The 21,699-nt window shown below is 38.7% G+C and carries 20 protein-coding genes and 1 riboswitch; of the genes, 13 read left to right on the top strand and 7 right to left on the bottom strand.

Annotated elements, in window-relative coordinates; translation table 11 throughout:
- Positions 1-67 precede the first annotated feature (67 nt).
- From AC1M9N_RS09795 to AC1M9N_RS09785, 3 genes are all read right to left on the bottom strand, one after another.
- Complete coding sequence (locus tag AC1M9N_RS09795) at positions 68-580, bottom strand: DUF1543 domain-containing protein (RefSeq protein WP_481954674.1); 513 nt, start codon at positions 578-580, stop codon at positions 68-70.
- Positions 581-1,132: 552 nt separating this feature from the next.
- Positions 1,133-2,377, bottom strand: a complete 1,245-nt coding sequence (gene trpB / locus AC1M9N_RS09790; protein ID WP_092767544.1) for a tryptophan synthase subunit beta — start codon at positions 2,375-2,377, stop codon at positions 1,133-1,135.
- Complete coding sequence (locus AC1M9N_RS09785; RefSeq protein WP_035265546.1) at positions 2,358-3,002, bottom strand: phosphoribosylanthranilate isomerase; 645 nt, start codon at positions 3,000-3,002, stop codon at positions 2,358-2,360. The genes trpB and AC1M9N_RS09785 overlap by 20 nt, the downstream gene beginning before the upstream one ends.
- Positions 3,003-3,144: 142 nt before the next feature.
- Positions 3,145-3,360: riboswitch (cobalamin riboswitch) on the top strand.
- Positions 3,361-3,397: 37 nt separating this feature from the next.
- On the opposite strand from AC1M9N_RS09785, the gene AC1M9N_RS09780 reads away from it, so the two are divergent.
- From AC1M9N_RS09780 to AC1M9N_RS09745, 8 genes are all read left to right on the top strand, one after another.
- Positions 3,398-5,236 carry a TonB-dependent receptor plug domain-containing protein gene (locus tag AC1M9N_RS09780; RefSeq protein ID WP_481609074.1) on the top strand — a complete coding sequence of 613 codons (1,839 nt, stop codon included), beginning with the start codon at positions 3,398-3,400 and terminating at the stop codon, positions 5,234-5,236.
- Between the two features lie 96 nt (positions 5,237-5,332).
- Positions 5,333-5,917, top strand: a complete 585-nt coding sequence (locus AC1M9N_RS09775) for a cob(I)yrinic acid a,c-diamide adenosyltransferase (protein ID WP_035265549.1) — start codon at positions 5,333-5,335, stop codon at positions 5,915-5,917.
- A gap of 138 nt (positions 5,918-6,055) precedes the next feature.
- Positions 6,056-6,769 (top strand): glycerophosphodiester phosphodiesterase, encoded by a 714-nt coding sequence (locus AC1M9N_RS09770; RefSeq protein ID WP_180028285.1) that lies wholly within the window; start codon positions 6,056-6,058, stop codon positions 6,767-6,769.
- A gap of 230 nt (positions 6,770-6,999) precedes the next feature.
- A complete protein-coding gene (locus AC1M9N_RS09765) occupies positions 7,000-8,166 on the top strand; it encodes an acyl-CoA desaturase (protein ID WP_035265557.1) in 1,167 nt (388 codons plus the stop codon).
- Positions 8,167-8,314: 148 nt separating this feature from the next.
- A complete protein-coding gene (locus tag AC1M9N_RS09760) occupies positions 8,315-9,760 on the top strand; it encodes a protein adenylyltransferase SelO (protein WP_481954673.1) in 1,446 nt (481 codons plus the stop codon).
- A 69-nt stretch (positions 9,761-9,829) separates the two neighbouring features.
- Positions 9,830-10,198 carry an MmcQ/YjbR family DNA-binding protein gene (locus AC1M9N_RS09755; RefSeq protein ID WP_481954672.1) on the top strand — a complete coding sequence of 123 codons (369 nt, stop codon included), beginning with the start codon at positions 9,830-9,832 and terminating at the stop codon, positions 10,196-10,198.
- Positions 10,199-10,416: 218 nt separating this feature from the next.
- Complete coding sequence (locus AC1M9N_RS09750) at positions 10,417-10,725, top strand: DUF6988 family protein (protein WP_481954671.1); 309 nt, start codon at positions 10,417-10,419, stop codon at positions 10,723-10,725.
- Positions 10,726-10,741: 16 nt separating this feature from the next.
- The gene (locus AC1M9N_RS09745; RefSeq protein ID WP_481613345.1) at positions 10,742-11,005 is read left to right on the top strand and encodes a DUF6988 family protein; all 264 of its coding nucleotides are present in this window, start codon (positions 10,742-10,744) and stop codon (positions 11,003-11,005) included.
- Positions 11,006-11,153: 148 nt separating this feature from the next.
- Here the strand turns inward: AC1M9N_RS09745 and AC1M9N_RS09740 are convergent, their stop codons facing one another.
- On the bottom strand, positions 11,154-11,840 hold the full coding sequence (locus tag AC1M9N_RS09740) for a response regulator (RefSeq protein WP_092767563.1): 687 nt from the start codon (positions 11,838-11,840) through the stop codon (positions 11,154-11,156).
- A gap of 18 nt (positions 11,841-11,858) precedes the next feature.
- Positions 11,859-13,520, bottom strand: coding sequence for a sensor histidine kinase efflux regulator BaeS (baeS, locus tag AC1M9N_RS09735; RefSeq protein ID WP_035265564.1), 1,662 nt, complete (start codon positions 13,518-13,520; stop codon positions 11,859-11,861).
- A gap of 133 nt (positions 13,521-13,653) precedes the next feature.
- Between baeS and AC1M9N_RS09730 the strand changes: the two genes are divergently transcribed.
- From AC1M9N_RS09730 to AC1M9N_RS09715, 4 genes are all read left to right on the top strand, one after another.
- Entirely contained in the window at positions 13,654-14,280 is a 627-nt protein-coding gene (locus AC1M9N_RS09730; protein WP_481954670.1) for a hypothetical protein, read from the top strand.
- Positions 14,281-14,590: 310 nt separating this feature from the next.
- Positions 14,591-16,393 (top strand): acyl-CoA dehydrogenase C-terminal domain-containing protein, encoded by a 1,803-nt coding sequence (locus AC1M9N_RS09725; protein ID WP_180028280.1) that lies wholly within the window; start codon positions 14,591-14,593, stop codon positions 16,391-16,393.
- Positions 16,394-16,563: 170 nt separating this feature from the next.
- On the top strand, positions 16,564-18,345 hold the full coding sequence (locus tag AC1M9N_RS09720; RefSeq protein WP_092767569.1) for an acyl-CoA dehydrogenase C-terminal domain-containing protein: 1,782 nt from the start codon (positions 16,564-16,566) through the stop codon (positions 18,343-18,345).
- Positions 18,346-18,505: 160 nt separating this feature from the next.
- Complete coding sequence (locus tag AC1M9N_RS09715) at positions 18,506-19,003, top strand: phosphate-starvation-inducible protein PsiE (RefSeq protein ID WP_481954669.1); 498 nt, start codon at positions 18,506-18,508, stop codon at positions 19,001-19,003.
- 33 nt (positions 19,004-19,036) lie between these two features.
- Here AC1M9N_RS09715 and AC1M9N_RS09710 read toward each other — a convergent pair whose 3' ends face one another.
- Positions 19,037-19,504: an RcnB family protein gene (locus AC1M9N_RS09710; protein ID WP_481590554.1), complete on the bottom strand. Its 468-nt coding sequence runs from the start codon at positions 19,502-19,504 to the stop codon at positions 19,037-19,039.
- Positions 19,505-19,703: 199 nt separating this feature from the next.
- Here AC1M9N_RS09710 and AC1M9N_RS09705 point away from each other — a divergent pair, with 199 nt between their 5' ends.
- Positions 19,704-20,150: a hypothetical protein gene (locus tag AC1M9N_RS09705; RefSeq protein ID WP_092767573.1), complete on the top strand. Its 447-nt coding sequence runs from the start codon at positions 19,704-19,706 to the stop codon at positions 20,148-20,150.
- Between the two features lie 31 nt (positions 20,151-20,181).
- On the opposite strand, the gene AC1M9N_RS09700 is transcribed toward AC1M9N_RS09705, so the two are convergent.
- Positions 20,182-21,645 (bottom strand): phospholipase D family protein, encoded by a 1,464-nt coding sequence (locus tag AC1M9N_RS09700; RefSeq protein ID WP_481591702.1) that lies wholly within the window; start codon positions 21,643-21,645, stop codon positions 20,182-20,184.
- Positions 21,646-21,699: the final 54 nt, after the last annotated feature.

Raw genomic sequence — 21,699 nt, 5'->3', positions numbered from 1 at the left:
AAGATTTTATTTAGCCATTCTTAGCACATAAATTCATATAGATAGTAAATTTGTTCTTTATTAAAAATTATCCGATCGTGATGTATGTATTTTCCCAGTACCCTTCTTTAAATTGACCCTCAATCAATTGCACATAACGACCATGCACATGATCAATGGCAATACAATCATCAATGTCCAAAACCCGATCTGTATGCTGTTTTTGCCAATCTTTTCCAAAGAATGATTTTCCACGCTCTTTAGCCGATGCAGTATTTAAAGCGGGTACTAATACATAACGATGTAGCTCTCCGAACTCATTAACGTGGTACCCACCCAAATTAATCAACCAGAGTTTCATTTCGTTTTCATTAGGAGCTGCATCTGTAAAATGGATTTGGAATTGCTGCTCATTATATTCCACTCCATTTACCTTCGCCCAAGCATCAATATGTAAGCCTTTCTGCTCACCAAACCAAGCATTTTTGAGTTGAGGATAGACTTCTTCTAGTGAATCCCCAACAGCCAAAACCACATCATGCACTTCAGTATTGGCACGTGCATGACGACCACCGAGCATTACAAGAAATAGGCTTGGCATGGTTGATTTCCTTTGGCTTTGACAAGACCATTAATCATACCTGAATTTGGATTTGCCACTACTGAAAAGAATGGATTGGCTGTGTTACTGATTTTTATACAGGGTTTAAAGATTAACCTGACCAATTCAACGATAATGGATACGTGGTGGCGACATGGATGTCCCCCGTTGAGCAGTATTACAAGAATGTAATATCTGCTCAACAGAAAGCCTTCGGTTACTTTGGGCTTTTCCAAAGTAACGTAAAAGTAAGTCCATGAAATAGCTCTTCAAATCTGAATCTCAAATAGATTCACACTCCAAACTGCCTTACTTTTTTTCGGTAAAAGTAACAAAATCATTTTGTATTTCTGATGATACTTGCCTGTATCACAGAAATACAGACGACATCCGTGTCACCGATCCAAAAATCAAATTTTAGGAAAATATTTTAGCTTTTCTAGAGCGCATAAAAAAATCGCATCCAATGGCTTAAATGCGATTTTCTAAATAGCACCTCTCCCCTTACGAAGCAGTGCTTACCATTCCAAAGGGAGAGGCTTAAAGGGTGAATTACATCTCTACCATTTCCACGCCATCAATGCGTGCAACTGTCATTAAGTCTTTATCACCACGACCTGAAACCGTCGCAATAATAATTTGATCTTTAGACATCGTTGGAGCCAACTTAGTCACATATGCCATCGCATGCGAACTTTCAAGTGCAGGAATAATACCTTCAATCTTAGTTAAGTCACGGAAGCCTTGTAATGCTTCATTGTCATTAATTGGAACATACTCAACACGCTTCATATCTTTTAAGAAGCTATGCTCTGGGCCTACACCAGGATAATCCAAACCTGCTGAAATTGAGTGTGTTTCAATAATCTGACCTTGCGCATCTGACATCAGATAAGTACGGTTACCATGCAGCACACCAACATGACCAGCATTTAATGGAGCAGAGTGTTTGCCAGTTTCAATACCGTAACCAGCAGCTTCAACACCGTACATTTTCACCTCTTGATCATTCAGGAATGGATAGAACAAGCCCATCGCATTTGAACCACCGCCGACACAAGCAACCAATGCATCTGGTAGACGACCTGCTTGCTCTTGAATTTGACGGCGTGCTTCACGACCAATGATCGATTGGAAATCACGTACCAATTGAGGATATGGATGTGGACCTGCAACTGTACCAATCACGTAATAGGTAGAATCGACATTTGTTACCCAATCACGCATGGCTTCATTCATGGCATCTTTTAATGTTTTAGAACCACTTTCGACAGGAACAACAGTCGCGCCCAATAAACGCATACGATATACATTCATCGCTTGGCGTTTCACATCATCTGCACCCATGTATACAACACATTCAAGCCCTAAACGCGCTGCGATGGTCGCTGTTGCCACACCATGTTGACCTGCACCAGTCTCAGCAATAATACGTTTTTTGCCTGATAACTTCGCCAGTAAAGCCTGACCAATCGTGTTATTTACTTTATGGGAGCCAGTATGGTTCAAGTCTTCTCGTTTTAAATAGATTTGTGCACCACCCAACTCCTTTGACCATCGCTCAGCATAATAAAGCGGACTTGGACGACCTACATAAAAAGCGAGGTCACGGTCGAATTCTGCCAAAAACTGTTCGTCATTTTTCATTCGGAAATACAGTTGCTCTAGATCTTCTAGTGCAGCCATTAGAGTTTCTGACACAAAACGTCCGCCATGGATACCGAAATGCCCTTTTGCATCAGGGTATTGGGTATAGTCAATCACTTGATCTTGTTGATTAACGGTTTGCTGATCCACGATGGACTCCTTGCATAAAGCGTTCTACGAGTTGTTGGTCTTTTATACCTTTTGCGGACTCTACACCGCCGCTCACATCCACAGCATATGCTTGTGTTGTAAGAATTGCTTGCTCGATATTGTCAGGGTTTAGTCCTCCTGCCAAGATCAATGGAATATTTAATTTTGGAAATGTTGTCCAATCAAAGCTGTGGCCTGTTCCGCCCTTTAAATCTGGATGCCATGCATCCAACAACACAGCACTCGCACCAAACTTTTGATATTTATTGATTTCTTCAACGATATCTAGTTCTGGTTTTACTTGAATTGCTTTATACCAGCGGCGACCCACTGCTTGAGCAATTTGTTTGCACTGTTCTGGACTTTCATCGCCATGAAACTGCAAAATATCTAAAGGGACTTTTTTAAGTATGTTTTGGATCTCTTCGGCTGAACTATTAACAAATAATCCAACTGATTGCACATAAGCAGGAATCGCTTGAACCAACAGTGATGCTTGCTCAACATCTACGTGTCTTGGACTTGGTGGAAAAAACACAAATCCTATAGCATCCGCACCAGCTTGCACAACAGCTTGGACATCTTCTAATCGGGTAATTCCGCATATTTTTGCACGAGTTCGCATCTATTCTAGCTCTAATCCACCCTCATCATAGCCGATCTATCATTTTTGGGCGCTTCATTGTAAAGCAATTTTTTCATCTTGCGTAAAGTTCACTCAGAATATTCGGTGTGAAGATTGTTTAAATGAGAAGCGCTCTTTATACTGCGCTCAAATTGCAACAAGTCAAAGCAATCGCTTTAGGGAAGTTGGTGAAAATCCAACACTGCCCCCGCAACGGTAAAAAATGAAAAGCATTTCTCAATAGATTTCTGATTTTTAGAGATTTACACCACTGCATGTCATATGTGGGAAGGTGGAAATGTAAGTAATCCAGTTACTACATTTGAGTCCGGATACCTGCTTGTTGTGTTCTTCCACTCAATCATTCACGGGGAAGTGAATGTATGGAGCACGTTATGTCTATTCAATGTCAACCAACAGCTTTGGTTGGTGCAATCGCTATTGCGATGGGTTTTACTACATCAGTTTTTGCTCAAGAACAAACAACTTCTAATGCAACTTTAGAAACTATTGTAATCACAGCTACTCGCTCAGAAGAAAAGCTTGAAAACGTACCTGCACGTATTTCAATTATCCAGCCACAGATTCTCGAACAGTCACCAATTAAAGCTCTGCCAGACCTACTTAAAACAGATCCTAGCATTAACGTGGTTCAATCTGGCGGTTACGGTCAACAAACTTCAATTTTTTTACGAGGCACGAATTCAAATCAAACTCTAGTGCTACGTGACGGCGTCCGCTTAAATACAGCGACAACTGGTGCTGCCTCTATTCCATTTTTAGACACCACTGATCTTAAACAAATTGAAGTTCTAAAAGGTCCAGCATCTGTACTTTATGGAACTGATGCAATTGGAGGGGTGGTTCAATTTGTCACGCGCACACCAGAAAAAACTACAGCTTTTATTACAGGTGAAATTGGTGAAAATAACACCTATAAATCGATTGTTGGCGCAGATTTAGCTGAAAATGGCATCTATGCACAAGTTCGAGGTCAAATATTAGAAACTGACGGTACGCCAGTATTTAATATGAATGATAAACGTAACTATAGCTTTGATCAAAAAGGTTATAGTGCCAAGTTTGGTATAGATCAAAAACGTTATGCTGCATCTTTAGATTTCAGTCAGAACTCAGGAAATGGGGAATACAACAACTGGGGTACATTCTCAAGTCAAGATTTTGAAAATGAAATCATAAATGCAAAGGGACGCATTAACCCAACTGATCAGCTTGAAGTTCATGCACGTTTATCCCAATTTAAAGATGATTTGGAGCAAGTAACTTCTAATAGTTTTGTACACAGTACAACTCAAGAGGCTGAGCTTTATAGCAAATGGAATTTTGTACCAGCCCAAAATATTCTAGTTGGTGTGACCCAACGTAATACTGAAGCTAAAACCGATGCATTAAACGAAGATATTAATTCAACAGGTTACTATATTCAGCATCAATATCAAGCCGATGGCTTGAGTACGCAAGCTGGCATCCGCTTAGAAGACAATGAAAAGTTTGGTTCACACACAGTCATGCAGGGTGCACTCAGATACCAATTGCTTCCTACAACAAGTATTTACACCAATGTTGGCACTGCATTTAAAGCACCTACATTAAATGATCTATATGCCTATGGTGGTAATGAACAACTTAAGCCAGAAGAAAGCATTTCTTATGAAATTGGTATTGATCAAAAACTCCCACTTAATATTTCATTGGGTGCTTCTGCTTTCTATACCAAAGTTGATAATCTAATTAATTCAATCTGCGTCAGTACTTGTGATGGCGATTGGGTGAATACGTTCCCAACTTACCAAAACCAAAACGTTGATAAAGCACAAATGACAGGCGGTGAATTGACAGCACAGTGGACAAATGATCAGTACTTTATCAATGCAGGCTATACATATATCAAAACTGAAGATACTGAAAAAAATACTGAGTTATTACGTCGTCCTCGTCAATCAGTTACTGTTTCAGCAGGTTTACAAAATGCAAATTATGGTTTAAGTGCTTCGCTCGTTGCCAAATCAAAAGCAAAGGATTTTAGCCAAGATATTCCAGGATATGCTCGAGTAGACTTAAATGCATTCTGGAACCTTAACCCGCATGTAAAACTGTTTACCAATATTGAAAACGTTGGTGATGTGAACTATAAAACTGTTCACAGTGCTGGTGAGCAATATTATGTCAATGGTGGACGTTTAGCTTCTGCTGGTGTGACATTCAGATACTAAGCATTCTTTGACTCATAAATACTTTTGAGAATCATGTCATGCCTATGGCATGATTCTTTTCATATCTAGCACTTAAAAAAATTTAAAGGAAACCTCATGGGTCACCGTTTAAGTAAAATTTATACCCGCACGGGAGATACGGGCACTACCGGACTAGGCGATGGTTCACGTGTACCTAAAGATGATTTACGTATCGATGCGTTAGGTGATGTCGATGAACTCAATGCGACCATTGGTGTATTACGTTCGCACATTGCTTTAAGTAGCATTGAAGACAAAGCTCAATGGGATAAATCACTCAGTCTGATTCAACATTGGTTATTTGATTTAGGCGGCGAAGTCTGCATTCCTGGATTTAACTTGGTTCAACCAGTATGTATTGAATTTTTAGAAAATGATATTGATCGTATGAACGAAGCATTACCCATGCTAAAAGACTTTATTTTGCCAGCTGGTACATTAGTCTGCAGTTTTGCTCATCAAGCACGTGCTGTCTGCCGTAGAGCTGAACGTAGCGTGATGTCTGTTCATCAACGTGATCAAAATATCCAAGCCACATCATTGCAACTTTTGAACCGCTTATCTGATTGGTTATTCGTCGCATCTCGTACCTTACAACGTGCTGAAGGTGGCTCAGAAGTGCTTTGGCAAAAGAATATCAATGAGACGATTGAGGCCTGACCTTAAAAGTGTAAAAAGGTCTGCATGTTGATTGCCCCATCCACTTAAAATGCTTTTTTAATCAAAATTTTGATTAAAAATCGTCATATTTCATTCATGATTTAGCACTAAAATCACCCTGAAATTTCAGGGTGTTTTATGAAAATAATTGGTCATCGTGGTGCGCGTGGGGAAGCACCTGAAAACACCCTCGGTGGATTTCAATATATTCAAGATATTGGTATCCGCGCTGTAGAATTTGACGTTCGTCAACTCAAAGATAATGCGCTGATCGTGATGCATGATGATGACTTTATTCGTACTACAGGCCAAGCTAAACATTTATACGAATGTGATGAGCAAGATTTAGCGCAGTATAATCATGCCGTAACGTGGTCTGAATGGAATAAAGTCGAAGCTACGCCTCTACTCGATCAAACCCTCAAAATTATTCATAATTTTAATCATATTGAAGTTGAGGTCAAAGCTGTTGAATCGATGAAGGCCGCAGAAAAGATTGTCGAAGCCTTAGATCAACAATTAATAGGCTTTGAAGATTCCGCCATTATCACCAGTTTCGATCCTAAAATTCATCAAGCCCTTCAACAGCAAAAATCAAGGTTTAAGCGTGGATTACTGGTTGAAACCGATATAAAGCATGCAGCCATTGATCAAGCTTTGAAATTTGAATGTTGTCAAATTGGTTGGATGAACGAACTTGCTACAAATGAGATCATTGCCTCCACACTTTCCGCAAATTTAAATATTAGTATTTGGACAGTCAATCATATAGATCGTGCTAAACAGCTTAAGGATTTAGGAGTTCAAGGCTTAATTACTGATTATCCCAAGTTAATGATGTCTCACCTATAATATTTTCAAATTCAAAAACTTATTTGATTATTTTTTCTAATTTATTTTTTGGAATTCGTCCAAAGTCGAATTTATACAATGATGTATTCTGTTACGGTTTAAACAATACAACTGTACAATAATGCTAGTGAACACATGTTCGCCCATGTTAGTATTAACGAGTCTAACCTCACAAATTTGTGAGTGGATTTAGTTTTAACCTATTAAAGGTTCTAGGAGTGCTGTTGGAGATGAATGCTCCCCTACCCAAAGCCCCAATCAACTGGATTGCAGTATTTGCATTGGTGTTTTTACCTATTGTCGCCGTTATTGCGATTCCACTTTATGCTTATCATCATGATTTCTCGCTTGCTGCGTGGATCAGTATGTTTGCGCTGTTGGGTCTGAGCAGTCTTGGCATTACCGCAGGTTATCACCGCTTATGGGCACATCGTGCTTATGAAGCGACTGTACCACTCAAAATCATTTTAATGATTATGGGAACCTTTGCTGTACAAAACAGCATTTTGTATTGGGCCTCAGGTCACCGTACCCATCATCGTCATGTTGATGATGTAGAAAAAGATCCCTACTCAATTAACAATGGCTTCTGGTACGCGCACATCGGTTGGATGCTACGGAACTATCCAGCAGCTGAAGCAAATTACAAAAACGCCCCTGATTTATTGGCTGACAAAATTGTCATGTTCCAAGATAAATATTACATCCCTCTCGTGATTGTCGTTCATGCCGCTATTCTTCTTCCTATTGGATGGGCAGTTGGTGATGTCTGGGGAGTGTTATTATTGGGTGGTTTAATGCGCTTAATTTTAAGCCATCATGTGACCTTCTTTATCAACTCGCTATGCCATATGTGGGGCAAACGTCCGTACACAGATGAAAATACTGCACGTGACAACTTTGTTCTTGCTATTGCGACTTGGGGTGAGGGTTATCATAACTACCATCATATCTTCCAATACGACTATCGCAATGGCGTAAAATGGTGGCAGTACGATCCAACTAAATGGTTGATCTGGACGTGTTCAAAACTAGGGCTCGCAAAAAACTTACGACGTATTCCAAGTTTTAATATTAAAAAAGCTGAGCTTGCAATGAAGTTTAAATATGCGCAACAAGATCTCGCTGTTTACGGCCATAACGTCAATGATGATATTGTGACAGTTAAAACAAAAATTGCTCAAGAATATGAAGCATTTACGCAAACTCTAAATGATTGGGCGAAGCTTAAAGAGCAAGAAATTAATGCCAAAAAAGCAGCTGTTGCTGAAAAAATTCACCTAATGGATAGTAAACTGAAAGTTGAATTCCAATTGGTTGAACAACGTTTATCTCATCATAGAGAGACATTGAACTTATTGGTTCGTAATTTAAAGAAATCACCAGTATCTGAATAACTCATTCAAGAGACTCTTCAGTTACTCCAAAGCTCCGTTGATCGGGGCTTTTTTTATTTTTTCGATACCATTTCCAATGTAGCAGTCACAGTTTTATGTATTGAATTTTGCTATAGTCAAAGTTGTTCATCACATTTTGAAAAATTATATGCAGTTCAATTCTCGCTATAACACACTACCCGCTCGACTGTATCATCATCAACAACCTCTTCCTCTAAAAGGGACTAAACCTGGTCATTTTAATGTAGCACTTGCAGATGAGTTACTGTGGACTCAAGAAGATAAGATGAACTGGGTAGAAATCTGTAGCGGGCAAAAAACTTTTGCTGAGTTTGAACCTTTGGCGATGGTATACGCGGGTCACCAATTTGGACAATGGGCTGGACAGCTTGGTGACGGTCGCGGTTTACTCATTGCTCAAATCCTGGATCAAAATAACAACACGGTCGATTTACATCTTAAAGGTGCTGGCCCTACCCCCTATTCTCGGAGAGGCGATGGTCGTGCAGTGTTACGTTCCGTTATTCGTGAATATTTGGCTGGACACGCCCTCAATGCCCTAGGTGTTCAATCCAGTAATGCGATTGGTTTTGTATCATCAGATCAAGGTGTACAACGAGAAAAACTTGAACGTGGCGCGATGATGTTGCGTACGTGTGATACACATATTCGCTTAGGTCACTTTGAGTGGATTAATCAATTTCAGCCAGATCTACTGCAAGAATTTACACAAAAGTGCATTGAATGGCACTACCCTGAATGTTTGGAGACAGAACAACCTGTTCTTTCTTTTGCAACTCAAGTCATTCAACGTACTGCGATCATGATCGCGAGGTGGCAACTGATAGGTTTTGCCCATGGGGTTATGAACACTGATAACCTGAATATTACCGGTACAACTTTAGATTTCGGACCTTATGGTTTTATGGAGCGTTTCCGTCCTAATTGGATCAACAATCATTCTGATTACCAAGGACGCTATACGTATCAGAACCAGCCGAGTATCGGGCACTGGAATTTATGGACTTGGTTAAATAGCCTCATTCTTCTCTGTCCAGAAAATTATGATCGAGAGCAATGGAAACAAGACTTGTCTTCCTGTTTAGAACACTATGAACCAACGTTCCTGGAGCACTATAAACTTGGTTTAAGTCAAAAAATGGGATTACCAAGTTTTCATAAAGATAGCTTTGATTGTGCAATGGCTTTCCTACATATTTTACAAACAGAGCAACTTGATTACACCCAAAGTTTTATTCGTTTACAGAATAAAGCGTATGAACAAATCAAAGATGATTGCCTTAATCGTATCGCATTTGAGCGGTTTCTTCACCAATATCTCTCAATACGAGAAAATCAAGACACTGACGATCTCGATCAAGCGATGTTAACAGCCAATCCACACTACGTTCTACGAAACCATATGGCACAGAAAGCAATTGAACTTGCTGAACGTGATGATTTCTCTGAAGTTGATCGCTTGTTCAAACTTCTTCAAACACCATACACCAAACAAGAACGTCTTGAACAACCAGAAGACTTAGGCCCTTTAGCTAGTGATGTCCCTGAAATTCAAGTCAGTTGTTCATCATAAGTTATTCACAAACCTCTCTCATTCTGTGGATAATTTAATCATTATCCACAATACCCATTCGTTTTTAATATGCATTTACATCAATTGGCAGCATCACAAGCTTTAAAACTTCCTGAAGTCACTGTCAGTCAACCGTTTGGTGAGGGATGTGATGTTTATAAAATTATGGATAAAGTCTTTTTGCTCGCATTTCACTTACAAGGCAAAGCTGCGATTAATTTAAAAGTCGAACCAGATCATGGACATATGTTAAAAGATATTTATCCTTATATTCGATCTGGATGGCACATGAATAAACGACACTGGGTTTCAATCTATGATGAATCTGAATTGGATGAAGAGCTTATCGAAGATTTGATCTCCAATTCCTATAATCTTGTGGTATCGAAGCTTAAAAAAGCCGAACAAAAGCATATCGCTTTACTCAGAGTCATTTAAATAAAGTTAAAAATTGCTTTTCTATAACAATAATTACGCTATATTAATAAATAGTAGTAATACGAAAAACTTATTCTATATTTGGGTTATATCATTATAACTCTATGAGTACGATATTCATTATGGATATAGAACAACTTTTTGGATTATCAACTCAGATGATCTTAGAGCTAAAACAATAAATTATTAATAGTGACATTATCGATTGTGGGCCGCGTTTGGACTTAGTTAAACAATGTATTTACATCTCATTTGAGCATGGGCTTGGAGTAAGTGGTTTATTATCTTCACATCTACCAACACAAGCTATGATTTTACTTAGATCACAATTTGAAGCTGTAGTCAGAGCATATTGGTTATTATTTCTTGCAAGTAATCATCAAATATCAAAATTGCAATTTAGTTACACATTTGAAGAGCAATTTGAATCCGACACATGTCCAATGATTTCTGAAATGCTTGATAAGCTTGGTGCTGCAAACTTACCTGCTCAGCCAATAATTTTGGTGGCTATTCACCCTTTGTGATTTCAAAAAATATCATTTGAAGCAACTTAACTCCATAGTACATACTGTAAAACAGTCATTTACTAGAGATGTTATGGGATATGAAGATGAGATGCTGATCACCTTGATGCGCCAATCAAATAACTTAATAACCGTAGCTGCACAGATAATGTTAAAGCACACAGTTCCTGATAAACAAAAATATATTAGTGTTTTGATCGAAAAATATAGATATTGTTTTTATATGGTTGATGATGTTGATCCTATAGTAAAAGCTAGAGTCGAAGCTTACTTTAAATAAAAATACGATAGCCACCTCTAATAAGCTCATATCCTAACAAAGTTACATGAAAGTTGCATATGAAATGGCCAATTGTAGAGACCCTAACCAAAACCAACGCACCAAAAAAAAGCGAACTTCTAGATTCGCTTTTTTTTATCACAAAGAATCAATCTTCAGGATATTCGAAACGATATCCCACCCCATAAACAGCTTGAACCCATTCATGGCGATTACCTGTTTCAGCGGCATCCGAGATTTTACGGCGCAAGTTTTTGATATGGCTATCAATCACACGATCTGCCACTTCAAAACTGTCTGGGTTGATATGATCCAATAATTGCGCACGAGAGTACACCTGACCTACGTGTTCTAAAAATAACTCAAGAAGTCGAAATTCTGTAGGTGTCAAATTTAAAGATTTGTTTTGATACCAAATTCGTTGTTGACCTTTGTCCATACGGAATAAATTATTTTCCTCAGGTTCTGCTTTACGATCTAAACGTCGCAACACTGCTTGAACACGAGCAACTAACTCTTTAGGGCTAAATGGTTTACACACATAATCATCCGCCCCCATATTCAAACCAAGTACACGATCAATCTCTTCCGTTCGTGCTGTCACCATGATAATAGGCAAATCAGACTGCTCACGGACTTTACGGGTGATCGTGAGACCATCCATACGAGGTACCATCAAATCTAAAACCATTAGACTTGGTTTACGTTGTAAAAAGCTATCATAAGCCTCTTGACCATCGTGAAACATACTGACTTCAAAGCCAGCTGCTTCAAGATAATCTCGCACCAATTGAGCAAGTTCTACTTCATCTTCAACCAGCATCACATGTTTCATATGTCACCCTTCTTCAATTTAAAACGATTTCTTTGGAAATGTGAGGATGCAGCGCAATCCACCCAATGGTGAGTGGTCAAACTTCAAGGAGCCCTTCATGCCTTGTGCAATTTTGCACGATAATGCTAGTCCTAATCCAGTTCCGCCAGTACTACGTGTTCTAGAATCATCCGCTCGATAGAAACGCTCACCTAAATGAGCCAATTGCTCATCAGTAAGACCTAATGGGCTATCGTCAACAATCACCGACCAAGTCTTATCGTTTTCGATCGTATGCACATGAATTCTTCCACCGGCTTCCGTATAGCGAATAGTATTACCGAGTAAGTTGACCATAATTTGTTTAAAACGATCTACATCTAATTGTAATTTCGTTCCATGCCCCTCTGCGCTAATCGTGAGATCGGCTTGTTCAAATTTAGGTTTGAAATTTTCAATCTCATTTAACACGACACTCCAAGGGTCAATTTCATTGAAATCAAAATTGAGTTGTTGTGCTTCAGCCTGTGCTAACGCAGCCAAATCTTGTGTTAATTTTTTCAGACTCGAAACTTGTGCCAACATTGAAGCAAAATGTTCAGGCGTTGGTTTACGTATTCCATCTTGCATTGCTTCAATTTGTGCTTGCAAAACAGCCAGCGGCGTTTTTAACTCATGCGAAGTGTCTGCAACCCACTGCTTTCTAGAATTTTCATGCTGATCTAGAATCACAGCTAACTGATTAATTTCAGTCGAAAGATCGCCAAGCTCATCGTTACGATTTACTTTCACCTGATGCTGAAAATTTCCTTTGGTTAATTCTCGTGTTGCATTTAATAAGCGTTGAATTGGCTTTCTAAAATAAGTTGCTAATAATAAGGCAGCAACCAAACTCGAAATAAATGTCAGAATATATATTAAAAATAAATAACGCTTTTGATTGCTAAAGAAATTAATACTTAAAGCATCATCTTGATCTAAAACAGGTCTTAGCCCGAGATACCCCACAATATTGCCATCAACTGTGATCGGTCGATACGACACCATATTCTCTGATGGTTCCCCCAAGATAAACTGTTGTTTTGCATCATATAAGGAAAGTCTAGAACTTAAACCCAAGTGATCAGACATAGATATAAATAGTTTCTTGCCCTGCTGGTATTCAGAAGTTCTCAAACTAGAAAGCTTATTTTCATGTGATTTATCAGAACTGTTCGTGGTTCTTGTCTGATTCTGATTTGAACTTAATGGGAAACGCAATCCTTCAAATGGCTGAAATGCAGAAGGTAAATTTTCTTCTAAGACTTTCAGCTCTTCAGGGCTAATAGTTTGCGTTCTTTGTGACTCAATTTCGCTAATTAATGTATGCTCTTTGAAATAACGCTGTTGCAATGCAATATCATATTGGCGACGTAACCACCAACGTGATAGTCGATCATAATCATCGGGTGCAGCTTCACCTTCAATTTGTAAAATCTGAGCTTGAACGGCATTTCCCCAATCCTGATAAACAGAGAATACGCCCGCTAAATTATCGATCAGATGATCAAGCTTTTGCATTTCTACATCAGCTACATATTTGGTGAAGTTTTTTTGCATCGTCCAATGCAGCACACTTAAGCTAACCGTCGTAATGAGCAATGTTGTTAACAGTACTGTAAAAAATAAGCGTAGTGCGATTGGTACGCGACGTATATTCAAATTTAACTCACATTATTTCTTCGTTTTTCAGTATTGTATCTAACACTGATTCAAAAAACTCTCCATTGTTTCTTCATCTTTATTATTTAATCTTTACCTATACCGAATCCAAACAACTTTGGGGATAAACATAATGAAAGCGATGAACAAAATTGTATTGGTGACCACTGGTTTAATCAGTATGGGCGCACTTACTGCATGTCAAACAACAACTCAAGCACCTCAAGAAGTTAAAAAGGGTCACTTTGATAACAAACATCATCATAAAGAACGTTTAACACCTGAACAACGCGAGCAATTCAAACAAGCGCGTGCTGACCGTAAAGCGATGATGCAGCAAATTCGTCAAGCATGCGACGGCAAAGTTGTAGGTCAAACTGTTCAAATCAAAACTGATAAACAAAATATTGATGGTACTTGTCATATCCGTTTCATAGCGGATCGTGCTGATATGAAAAAAATGCATGAGCAAGCACGTGCCCAATTTAAAGCTGAAAAGCCAACTTCGGCCCAAGCTAACCGTTCACAAAAAGGTGAACCGCTCACAGATGCCAAACGTGCTGAGCTTGTTCAAAAATTTGATCAACGTTTGATGCAACAGCAAGTTAGTCAAAATGCAAAACTTCAAGCATGCAATGGACAAACTGACGGTAAAAAAGTTCAAATCAAAGTGGGTGAACAGACTATCAACGGTGTATGTAAAGTTTATTTCAAACCAAATCAACCACTCGTTAAACCAGACTTAAAAAAATCCGCATAATTCAATTCAACTCACTACTAAGTGATTGAATATTAAAAAGGCGCATGTTGCGCCTTTTTTTATGTCATAACTTATTACGTTTTTGACTATTCTGTTCACATATAATTCACGAAAAAACTTTATACTCTAAACACTTAGCCAAAATTAATATTTTTTCTTTGACTTTACAGTCACACAGAATATGGCTATAAAACTTGTACCAAGCAATAACTTATTGCACGATGTAATAGAACAAAATAGGTGTCGTAGATGACACGACATTTTTTATTAGGATTATAAATCTGGTTTAACCAGTATTGAGGAACCCGATATGCCACAATACAAAGCGCCCTTACGTGATATGCAATTCGTTTTGCATGAATTATTAAATGCTGAAGAACACTTTTCAAAACTCCCTGCATTCCAAGAAAACGTAAGCCGTGAGTTGGTTGATCAATATTTAGAAGCTGCTGCAGATTTCTGTGAAAACGAATTATCTCCACTCAACCAAGTAGGTGACCGCGAAGGTTGTACTTGGAATGATGGTGTAGTTACTACTCCAACAGGCTTCAAAGAAGCATATAAAAAATATGTAGAATTAGGATTCCCATCTTTAGCTGCTGAAGAACAATATGGTGGTCAAGGTTTACCAAACTCTTTAGGCATTATCATTTCTGAAATGATCGGCTCTTCGAACTGGGCATGGGGTATGTACCCAGGTCTATCTCATGGTGCAGTTCGTACAATTGAGCACCATGGTACGGAAGAGCAAAAAAATACTTACTTACCAAAACTGATTTCAGGTGAGTGGACAGGTACCATGTGTTTAACAGAATCTCATGCGGGTTCTGACCTTGGTATTATCCGCACAAAAGCTGAACCTAATGCAGATGGTAGTTTTGCAATTTCAGGTGAGAAAATCTTTATTTCCGCTGGTGAGCATGACATGGCGGACAACATTGTTCACATCGTTCTTGCGCGTTTACCAGGTGCTCCTAAGGGAACAAAAGGGATCTCATTATTCATCGTACCTAAGTTTAACTTAACTGCTGATGGTGAAGTTGGCGAGCGCAACGCTGTTCGTTGTGGTTCGATTGAACATAAAATGGGTATCCATGGTAACGCAACATGTGTGATCAATTTTGATCGTGCAACAGGTTACTTGATTGGCCCTGAAAACCGTGGTCTGAATGCAATGTTCACCTTCATGAACACTGCACGTATTGGTACAGCTGTACAAGGTTTGTCTGCTGCTGAATCATCTTTCCAAGGTGCTTTGGCATATGCGAAAGATCGTTTAGCAATGCGTTCACTTTCTGGTCCTAAAGCACCTGAAAAAGAAGCAGATCCAATTATTGTGCATCCAGCAGTTCGCAACTTAATCTTAACGCAAAAAGCATTTGCTGAAGGTGGTCGAGCTCTAGTGTACTACCTTGCTCACTATGCTGATATCGTTGAGAAAGGCGCGACTGAAGAAGAACGTAAATTTGCAGATAATATTCTGTCATTATTAACGCCAATTGCTAAAGCATTCTTAACTGAAGTGGGTTATGAAGCTGCAAACAAAGGCGTACAAGTATTTGGTGGTCACGGCTTCATTTCAGAGCATGGTATGGAGCAAATTGTTCGTGATACACGTATTGCTTGCTTATATGAAGGTACCACTGAAATTCAGGCACTTGATTTGTTAGGTCGTAAAGTACTGCAAACTCAAGGTGCGATGTTGAAAGATTTCACCAAAATCATTCACAAATTCGCTGAAGCAAACAAAGATAATGCAGACTTGAAAGAGTTTGTTGAACCTTTGGCTGCACTCAACAAAGAATGGGGCGATTTAACTATGCAGATCGGTATGCGCGCGATGCAAAACCCTGATGAAGTCGGTGCTGCTGCAGTAGATTACCTATACTTCTCTGGTTATGTAACGCTAGCATTCTTATGGGCTCGCATGGCTCAAGTTGCTCAACAACAACTTGCAGCAGGTTCAACTGAAGTTGACTTCTACAATGCGAAAATCACAACAGCTCGCTTCTACTTCAAGAAGATCCTTCCACGCGTTCGCTCACATGTTGACGTAATTGCAGGTGGATTAGAACCATTAATGACTTTGGATGCTGAACATTTTGCATTCTAATGATCCATATTAAATATGTGTAAAAGAAAAAGGACAGTCATAGATTTGGCCGTCCTTTTTCTTTATAAATAAATTCGAGATATTAACCTTTAGTCGTCTAACAAGTCCTAATATGCTTCGATAGACTGCTAAGAACTAAAGATATTTAAACAAAAAAAAGGTGAACGAAAATGCCAATCTATAATGCGCCTCTTACAGATATGAAGTTCATTTTGAATGATGTATTTCAAGCTGAACAATTTTGGCAATCAAATGAGAATTTAGCTCATATTGATGCTGCGACAGCTGAAGCTATTTTAGAAGAGATGGCTAAATTCGCTCAAAACGTAACCCTTCCCCTAAATCGCACAGGTGATGAAGAAGGCGCAACTTATAATAATGGATCTGTTACCACACCAGCGGGCTTTAAAGAAGCGTTCCAACAATATGCAGAAGGTGGTTGGATTGGCTTAGGTGCTGACGAAGAATGGGGCGGTCAAGGCATGCCAAAAATGCTGACTGTGCTTGCAGATGAAATGCTTTTTGCAACCAACCCATCATTTATGCTTTACCCACTTCTTTCTGTGGGTGCGGGTATGGCATTAAATAGCTATGCTTCTCAAGAACAAAAAGAAACCTATCTTCCTAAAATCTATTCAGGTGAATGGTCAGGTACGATGTGTCTCACAGAGCCTCACGCAGGTACTGATTTAGGCATTATTAAAACTAAGGCTGAACGTAATGAAGATGGTACTTACAACATCACAGGTACTAAAATTTTTATTACCGGTGGTGACCATGATTTAGCTGAAAATATTATTCACCTTGTATTAGCAAAAACGCCTGATGCTCCTGCTGGTTCACGCGGTATTTCTCTGTTCATTGTACCTAAATTCTTAGTGAATGAAGATGGTACCTTGGGTGATCGTAACCCTGTAGGCCCTGGTTCTATTGAACACAAAATGGGGATCAAAGCCTCTGCAACATGTGTGATGAACTTTGACGGTGCAAAAGGCTATTTAGTCGGTAAAGAAAACGAAGGTCTTGCTGCAATGTTCGTGATGATGAACTATGAACGTTTGTCCATGGGTATCCAAGGTTTAGGCGCTTCAGAATTTGCTTATCAAAATGCTGCTCAATACGCCACTGATCGTTTACAAGGTCGTAGTGCAACAGGTGTGAAATCTCCGAATAAACCTGCTGATAGTATTCTTGTACACGGTGATGTACGTCGTATGCTCTTAAATGCGCGTGCGAACAATGAAGCATCACGTGCATTTGCAGTATATGTAGGTCAACAACTGGATATTACAAAGTTCTCGACGGATCCAGAAGCAGTTGCAAAAGCAAATAATCGTGTTGCTTTGCTCACACCAATCGCAAAAGCATATTTAACAGACACTGCTTTCAATGCGACACTAGATGCCCAAATGGTCTTTGGTGGTCACGGCTATATTCGTGAATGGGGTATGGAACAATGTATCCGTGATCTTCGTATCTCACAAATTTATGAAGGCACGAACGGCGTTCAATCACAAGATTTGATTGGTCGTAAAACGATTAAATGTAATGGTCAATTCATCGCAGAATATATCGAAGAAATTCGTGACTTTGCAAATGCATTAGATGCGGACTTAAATTACATCAAAGATGCCACTCTTGATGCTGCAACTGAACTTGAATCGATTACACAAGTTGTTCTTGAACGTGCTGCTGAAAATCCTGATTATGCGAATGCTGCTGCGGTGGATTATTTACATGCGGTAGGCTTACTCAGCTTTACCTATATGTTTGCTAAAATTGCTAAAGCTGCGAGTGAAAAATCAGGTGAGTTCTATGAGAACAAATTATCTTTGGTGAACTACTACATCCAACGCGTTTTACCTGAATTAAATACACGTTTAGCTCGCATCAAAGCTAGCTCTGAAATCGTGATGGGATTTAGCGAAGATTACTTCACAAATCAATCATAAGTTTTATCTTAAAAAAGCCTGATTCTTCAGGCTTTTTTTATCTGAAATTTGCTTATTTTCAAAGCAACTCATAATAGTCTTCCCTGCTTAGGCATAAGATGAGCATGAATTTTGCATCACTCCAATGAAACCATCAGGTTTTTTCAAAGGAGGAGATGTCATGAGTAAAAAAGATATTAGCGTAGCAAAATTCGAATCCTTATTAGATCGTTTTGGAAATCTAGCAGTTGAGAGCTTCCACTATATTGCGCTCTTTATTATTGGCTGCATGGTAATTTGGTCTGCAGGACATACCGTGATTGATATTCTTACGGTAAAACAATATGCAACGATTGATGACATTCTGTTGTTATTTATCTATTTAGAGCTAGGCGCGATGGTAGGTATTTATTTTAAGACCAATCATATGCCCGTCAGATTTCTGATCTATATCGCCATCACTGCCCTGACACGTCTGTTAATTTCAGATATTCAACATGACCATAAAGCTGATATTGATTTAGTCATTATTACAGGATCAATTTTAATCCTAGCATTCGCTATATTGGTCGTGCGTTTTGCTTCTTGGAATTTTCCATCAGTGATCCGAGATAAACACCAAGATAAACCTTTACCACTTGGAAAAACACCACGCCCTGAAGATGATGAGTTGGCTTAGATAAAGATGGCTTAGACAAATTGGATTAAGCATCTAACGATCATTTGGCATCTGGATATATCGACCATTTTGGTATATCCAATGCATTCCAACTTGTGGTGCAGGAAGACCATAACGACGCCAATCTGAAATCAGCATATACTGACTCATTTCAATAGTACCACCCTGCCCATTTACGAAACTTGACTGCTTGCTAGAATATGTCGTCGTGGTCGGTAAAGACTGTTGATAGATCACTGTAATCCCATTCTGCTGCGGATACGCTGGATAAGGAGGATATGGTCGCTGTAATTGAGGTCTATTCTGAGCAAAACGTGGTTGTTGCAATGGGACTGGCTTACTTAGACGATCTGCATTACCAGTATATATTGGAGTCTGTGTTGGTTTTACAGGTCGAACCTTAGAACCTTGGTAATTAGCCCAACTATCTGCAAAAGTATGACTCGTTATTAAAAGAATCACTGAACCGAATAGAGTCTTAACCAATAATGTATTGTTCATCTCTATTACCTCATTCCAAATGTAAGATTACTTTTGTTTTCAACACTCATTCTAAAACTTAAATATAGATCAATCATGTAGAAATCTTGAACATTATTTAAAATTTTAAATTTAATACTTTAGACCTTTTATTTATCTGCATGAGTCTGTTTGTAAATCTGCTAGACTAACCATTTTTAACTTTGCGAGATTATCCACCGTGCCTGAAATGAGTTTTGATCGCCTGCACCAATTTTTTTGTAAAGTTCCGAGTGTCCAAGAAAACTATATCGATTCTTATGGCACTGATGGTGAACATGCATGGTGGTTTAAATTTCAAATCAATATCGACCATGCCTTAGCTTGGCAAACGGTTCAAGAACTTGGTCATGTATTAAATTACATTTCTAAAAATGAACGCCTACCCACTCAGTTTTTACCAGTGTCTCCTCCACCCTATATGAATGGTGAGGCGAAACAATTCTTATCTTGGGTGATTCAGTGTAATCATCCTGATTTTACGCCAGATGTGGTTTGTGATTGGTTAGAAGCACGTTTACCTCAACCTGTTGAGGATGAGTCTAAGTGGAAAATCAAAACCGATATTAAAGAACTCGATCAAATTGATGATAAGGAACTCGATAAATTAGTTCCGCCGAATCCATAAATGAAAAAATCCCTCTTCTGAGGGATTTTTTTTAGAAGGTTGAAAGACCACTCCATTCCATAAATCGATAAATGGCATATTTCATTTTTGAATCTTCTGCATATTCTGAGTAATCAACACTCATTTGCTTACCCTCTAAATTCATCCAAGCAGTATCAAAATACTGTACTGCATCTTTAAAAACTTGCTGATTTGAAGAGCCAATAACACGTAAATCGGTTTCTAAATTATAATTTTTCAAATTACGAGCAGTAAAATTAGCCGACCCCAAAATCAGTTCAACCTGATTTGAACTACGCTTAATAATCATTTTTGAATGGCACTGCTCACCTTGTGTATTACACCAGCGTACGTCTATTCCAGCTTTATAGAGCTCTGTCGCGACAGGACGATTTGGAATACCATTTTTAGTACGTCCAAATGCATCTTTGTTCGGGTCTAGTAAAACACGAACTTCAACACCGCGTTGGTGAGCTTCAATTAAGGCTTCAATAATTTTTCGCTCTGATAAATAGAACATTGCCAAATCTATTTTTGCATCAGCACCTTGAGCAGATTCAATCAGTTTCAGCAGTTCATCATATATTGCCTTTTCTGTCAGTACTTGCACTTGGGGCAACAGTTTATCTTCTGGTACATCTCCCACAATAACCATTGGAATATTTGCTTTAGAAAATAAAGCCACTGATTGTTCAGTTTTTAAAATATCGACAGCTGTATGCCCTTCGACCACAAGTGCTACATTGGAATGGCGTGAGCTTCCATCATGTGGGTTCATCGAAGTCACTAGTGTTTTCCATCCCTCGGATGTATCCACTACGATGGTTTTACGATGGTTCGCTTTAAAATTAAAAAGATTTAAATAACTTCGGATAGTAATTTTTTCTTCCCCGAAAGGATTATTTAACCAACCTTTCTCAGCATTATTTCCTAAACTCTGACAACAAAAATACCAAATGCCCGACCACAGTGGATTTGATGCGCGTAATGGTGATAAATCTGTTTCTATGACATCAATTCCTGCTTGCCTGAGTTGTCGATAGTGCTCTGGGATTATTCCACCATAAACTGAATTTATAGGATCAGTGATTAATTTAATTTCAATATTCGGTGTTAGACGCTTTTTTTGAATGAGTGCTTGGGTCAGTTCTTGTGTTAAGGCGCGATGTTGATTTTGAGACTGACCAGTTTCAGGATTGAACAGAAACATATCTAACACAATTGTAGTTTGCGCTTGCTCAATAAGATTGAGAATTTCATCAAAAATCTGATGCTGCTGTCGCTGACCCTCCGTATCTATATAAGTTTGGTCTGCTAGGAATTTCACATTTGCATGCCGTAATTTACCGGAATAATTAAGCCCTTCTGGTAATGGTTTATAAATATGATATAGCGCTGAGGCTAAATAGCCGATGGTCAGCATACCGAGAATCAGACCAACATAACGTCGGTTTGACCAATTTAATTTTTGGTGAATTCGTTTAAATAGACGCATAACAAAAAACCTAGTCCGATACTTTCAGACTAGGTTTTAATTTACGTTTTTTCA

The organism is Acinetobacter sp. ANC_7655, assembly GCF_056784015.1.
This window is presented reverse-complemented; position numbering and strand designations above follow the sequence as displayed.

What these genes read in the sequence shown, in the direction of transcription:
- AC1M9N_RS09770 (WP_180028285.1), top strand. Translation starts at nt 6,056, where the DNA reads ATGAAAATAATTGGTCATCGTGGTGCGCGTGGGGAAGCACCTGAAAAC.
- AC1M9N_RS09720 (WP_092767569.1), top strand. Translation starts at nt 16,564, where the DNA reads ATGCCAATCTATAATGCGCCTCTTACAGATATGAAGTTCATTTTGAAT.
- AC1M9N_RS09725 (WP_180028280.1), top strand. Translation starts at nt 14,591, where the DNA reads ATGCCACAATACAAAGCGCCCTTACGTGATATGCAATTCGTTTTGCAT.
- AC1M9N_RS09760 (WP_481954673.1), top strand. Translation starts at nt 8,315, where the DNA reads ATGCAGTTCAATTCTCGCTATAACACACTACCCGCTCGACTGTATCAT.
- AC1M9N_RS09730 (WP_481954670.1), top strand. Translation starts at nt 13,654, where the DNA reads ATGAAAGCGATGAACAAAATTGTATTGGTGACCACTGGTTTAATCAGT.
- AC1M9N_RS09710 (WP_481590554.1), bottom strand. Translation starts at nt 19,504, where the DNA reads ATGAACAATACATTATTGGTTAAGACTCTATTCGGTTCAGTGATTCTT.
- AC1M9N_RS09775 (WP_035265549.1), top strand. Translation starts at nt 5,333, where the DNA reads ATGGGTCACCGTTTAAGTAAAATTTATACCCGCACGGGAGATACGGGC.
- AC1M9N_RS09740 (WP_092767563.1), bottom strand. Translation starts at nt 11,840, where the DNA reads ATGAAACATGTGATGCTGGTTGAAGATGAAGTAGAACTTGCTCAATTG.
- AC1M9N_RS09765 (WP_035265557.1), top strand. Translation starts at nt 7,000, where the DNA reads ATGAATGCTCCCCTACCCAAAGCCCCAATCAACTGGATTGCAGTATTT.
- AC1M9N_RS09780 (WP_481609074.1), top strand. Translation starts at nt 3,398, where the DNA reads ATGTCTATTCAATGTCAACCAACAGCTTTGGTTGGTGCAATCGCTATT.
- AC1M9N_RS09715 (WP_481954669.1), top strand. Translation starts at nt 18,506, where the DNA reads ATGAGTAAAAAAGATATTAGCGTAGCAAAATTCGAATCCTTATTAGAT.
- AC1M9N_RS09795 (WP_481954674.1), bottom strand. Translation starts at nt 580, where the DNA reads ATGCCAAGCCTATTTCTTGTAATGCTCGGTGGTCGTCATGCACGTGCC.
- AC1M9N_RS09785 (WP_035265546.1), bottom strand. Translation starts at nt 3,002, where the DNA reads ATGCGAACTCGTGCAAAAATATGCGGAATTACCCGATTAGAAGATGTC.
- AC1M9N_RS09700 (WP_481591702.1), bottom strand. Translation starts at nt 21,645, where the DNA reads ATGCGTCTATTTAAACGAATTCACCAAAAATTAAATTGGTCAAACCGA.
- AC1M9N_RS09755 (WP_481954672.1), top strand. Translation starts at nt 9,830, where the DNA reads ATGCATTTACATCAATTGGCAGCATCACAAGCTTTAAAACTTCCTGAA.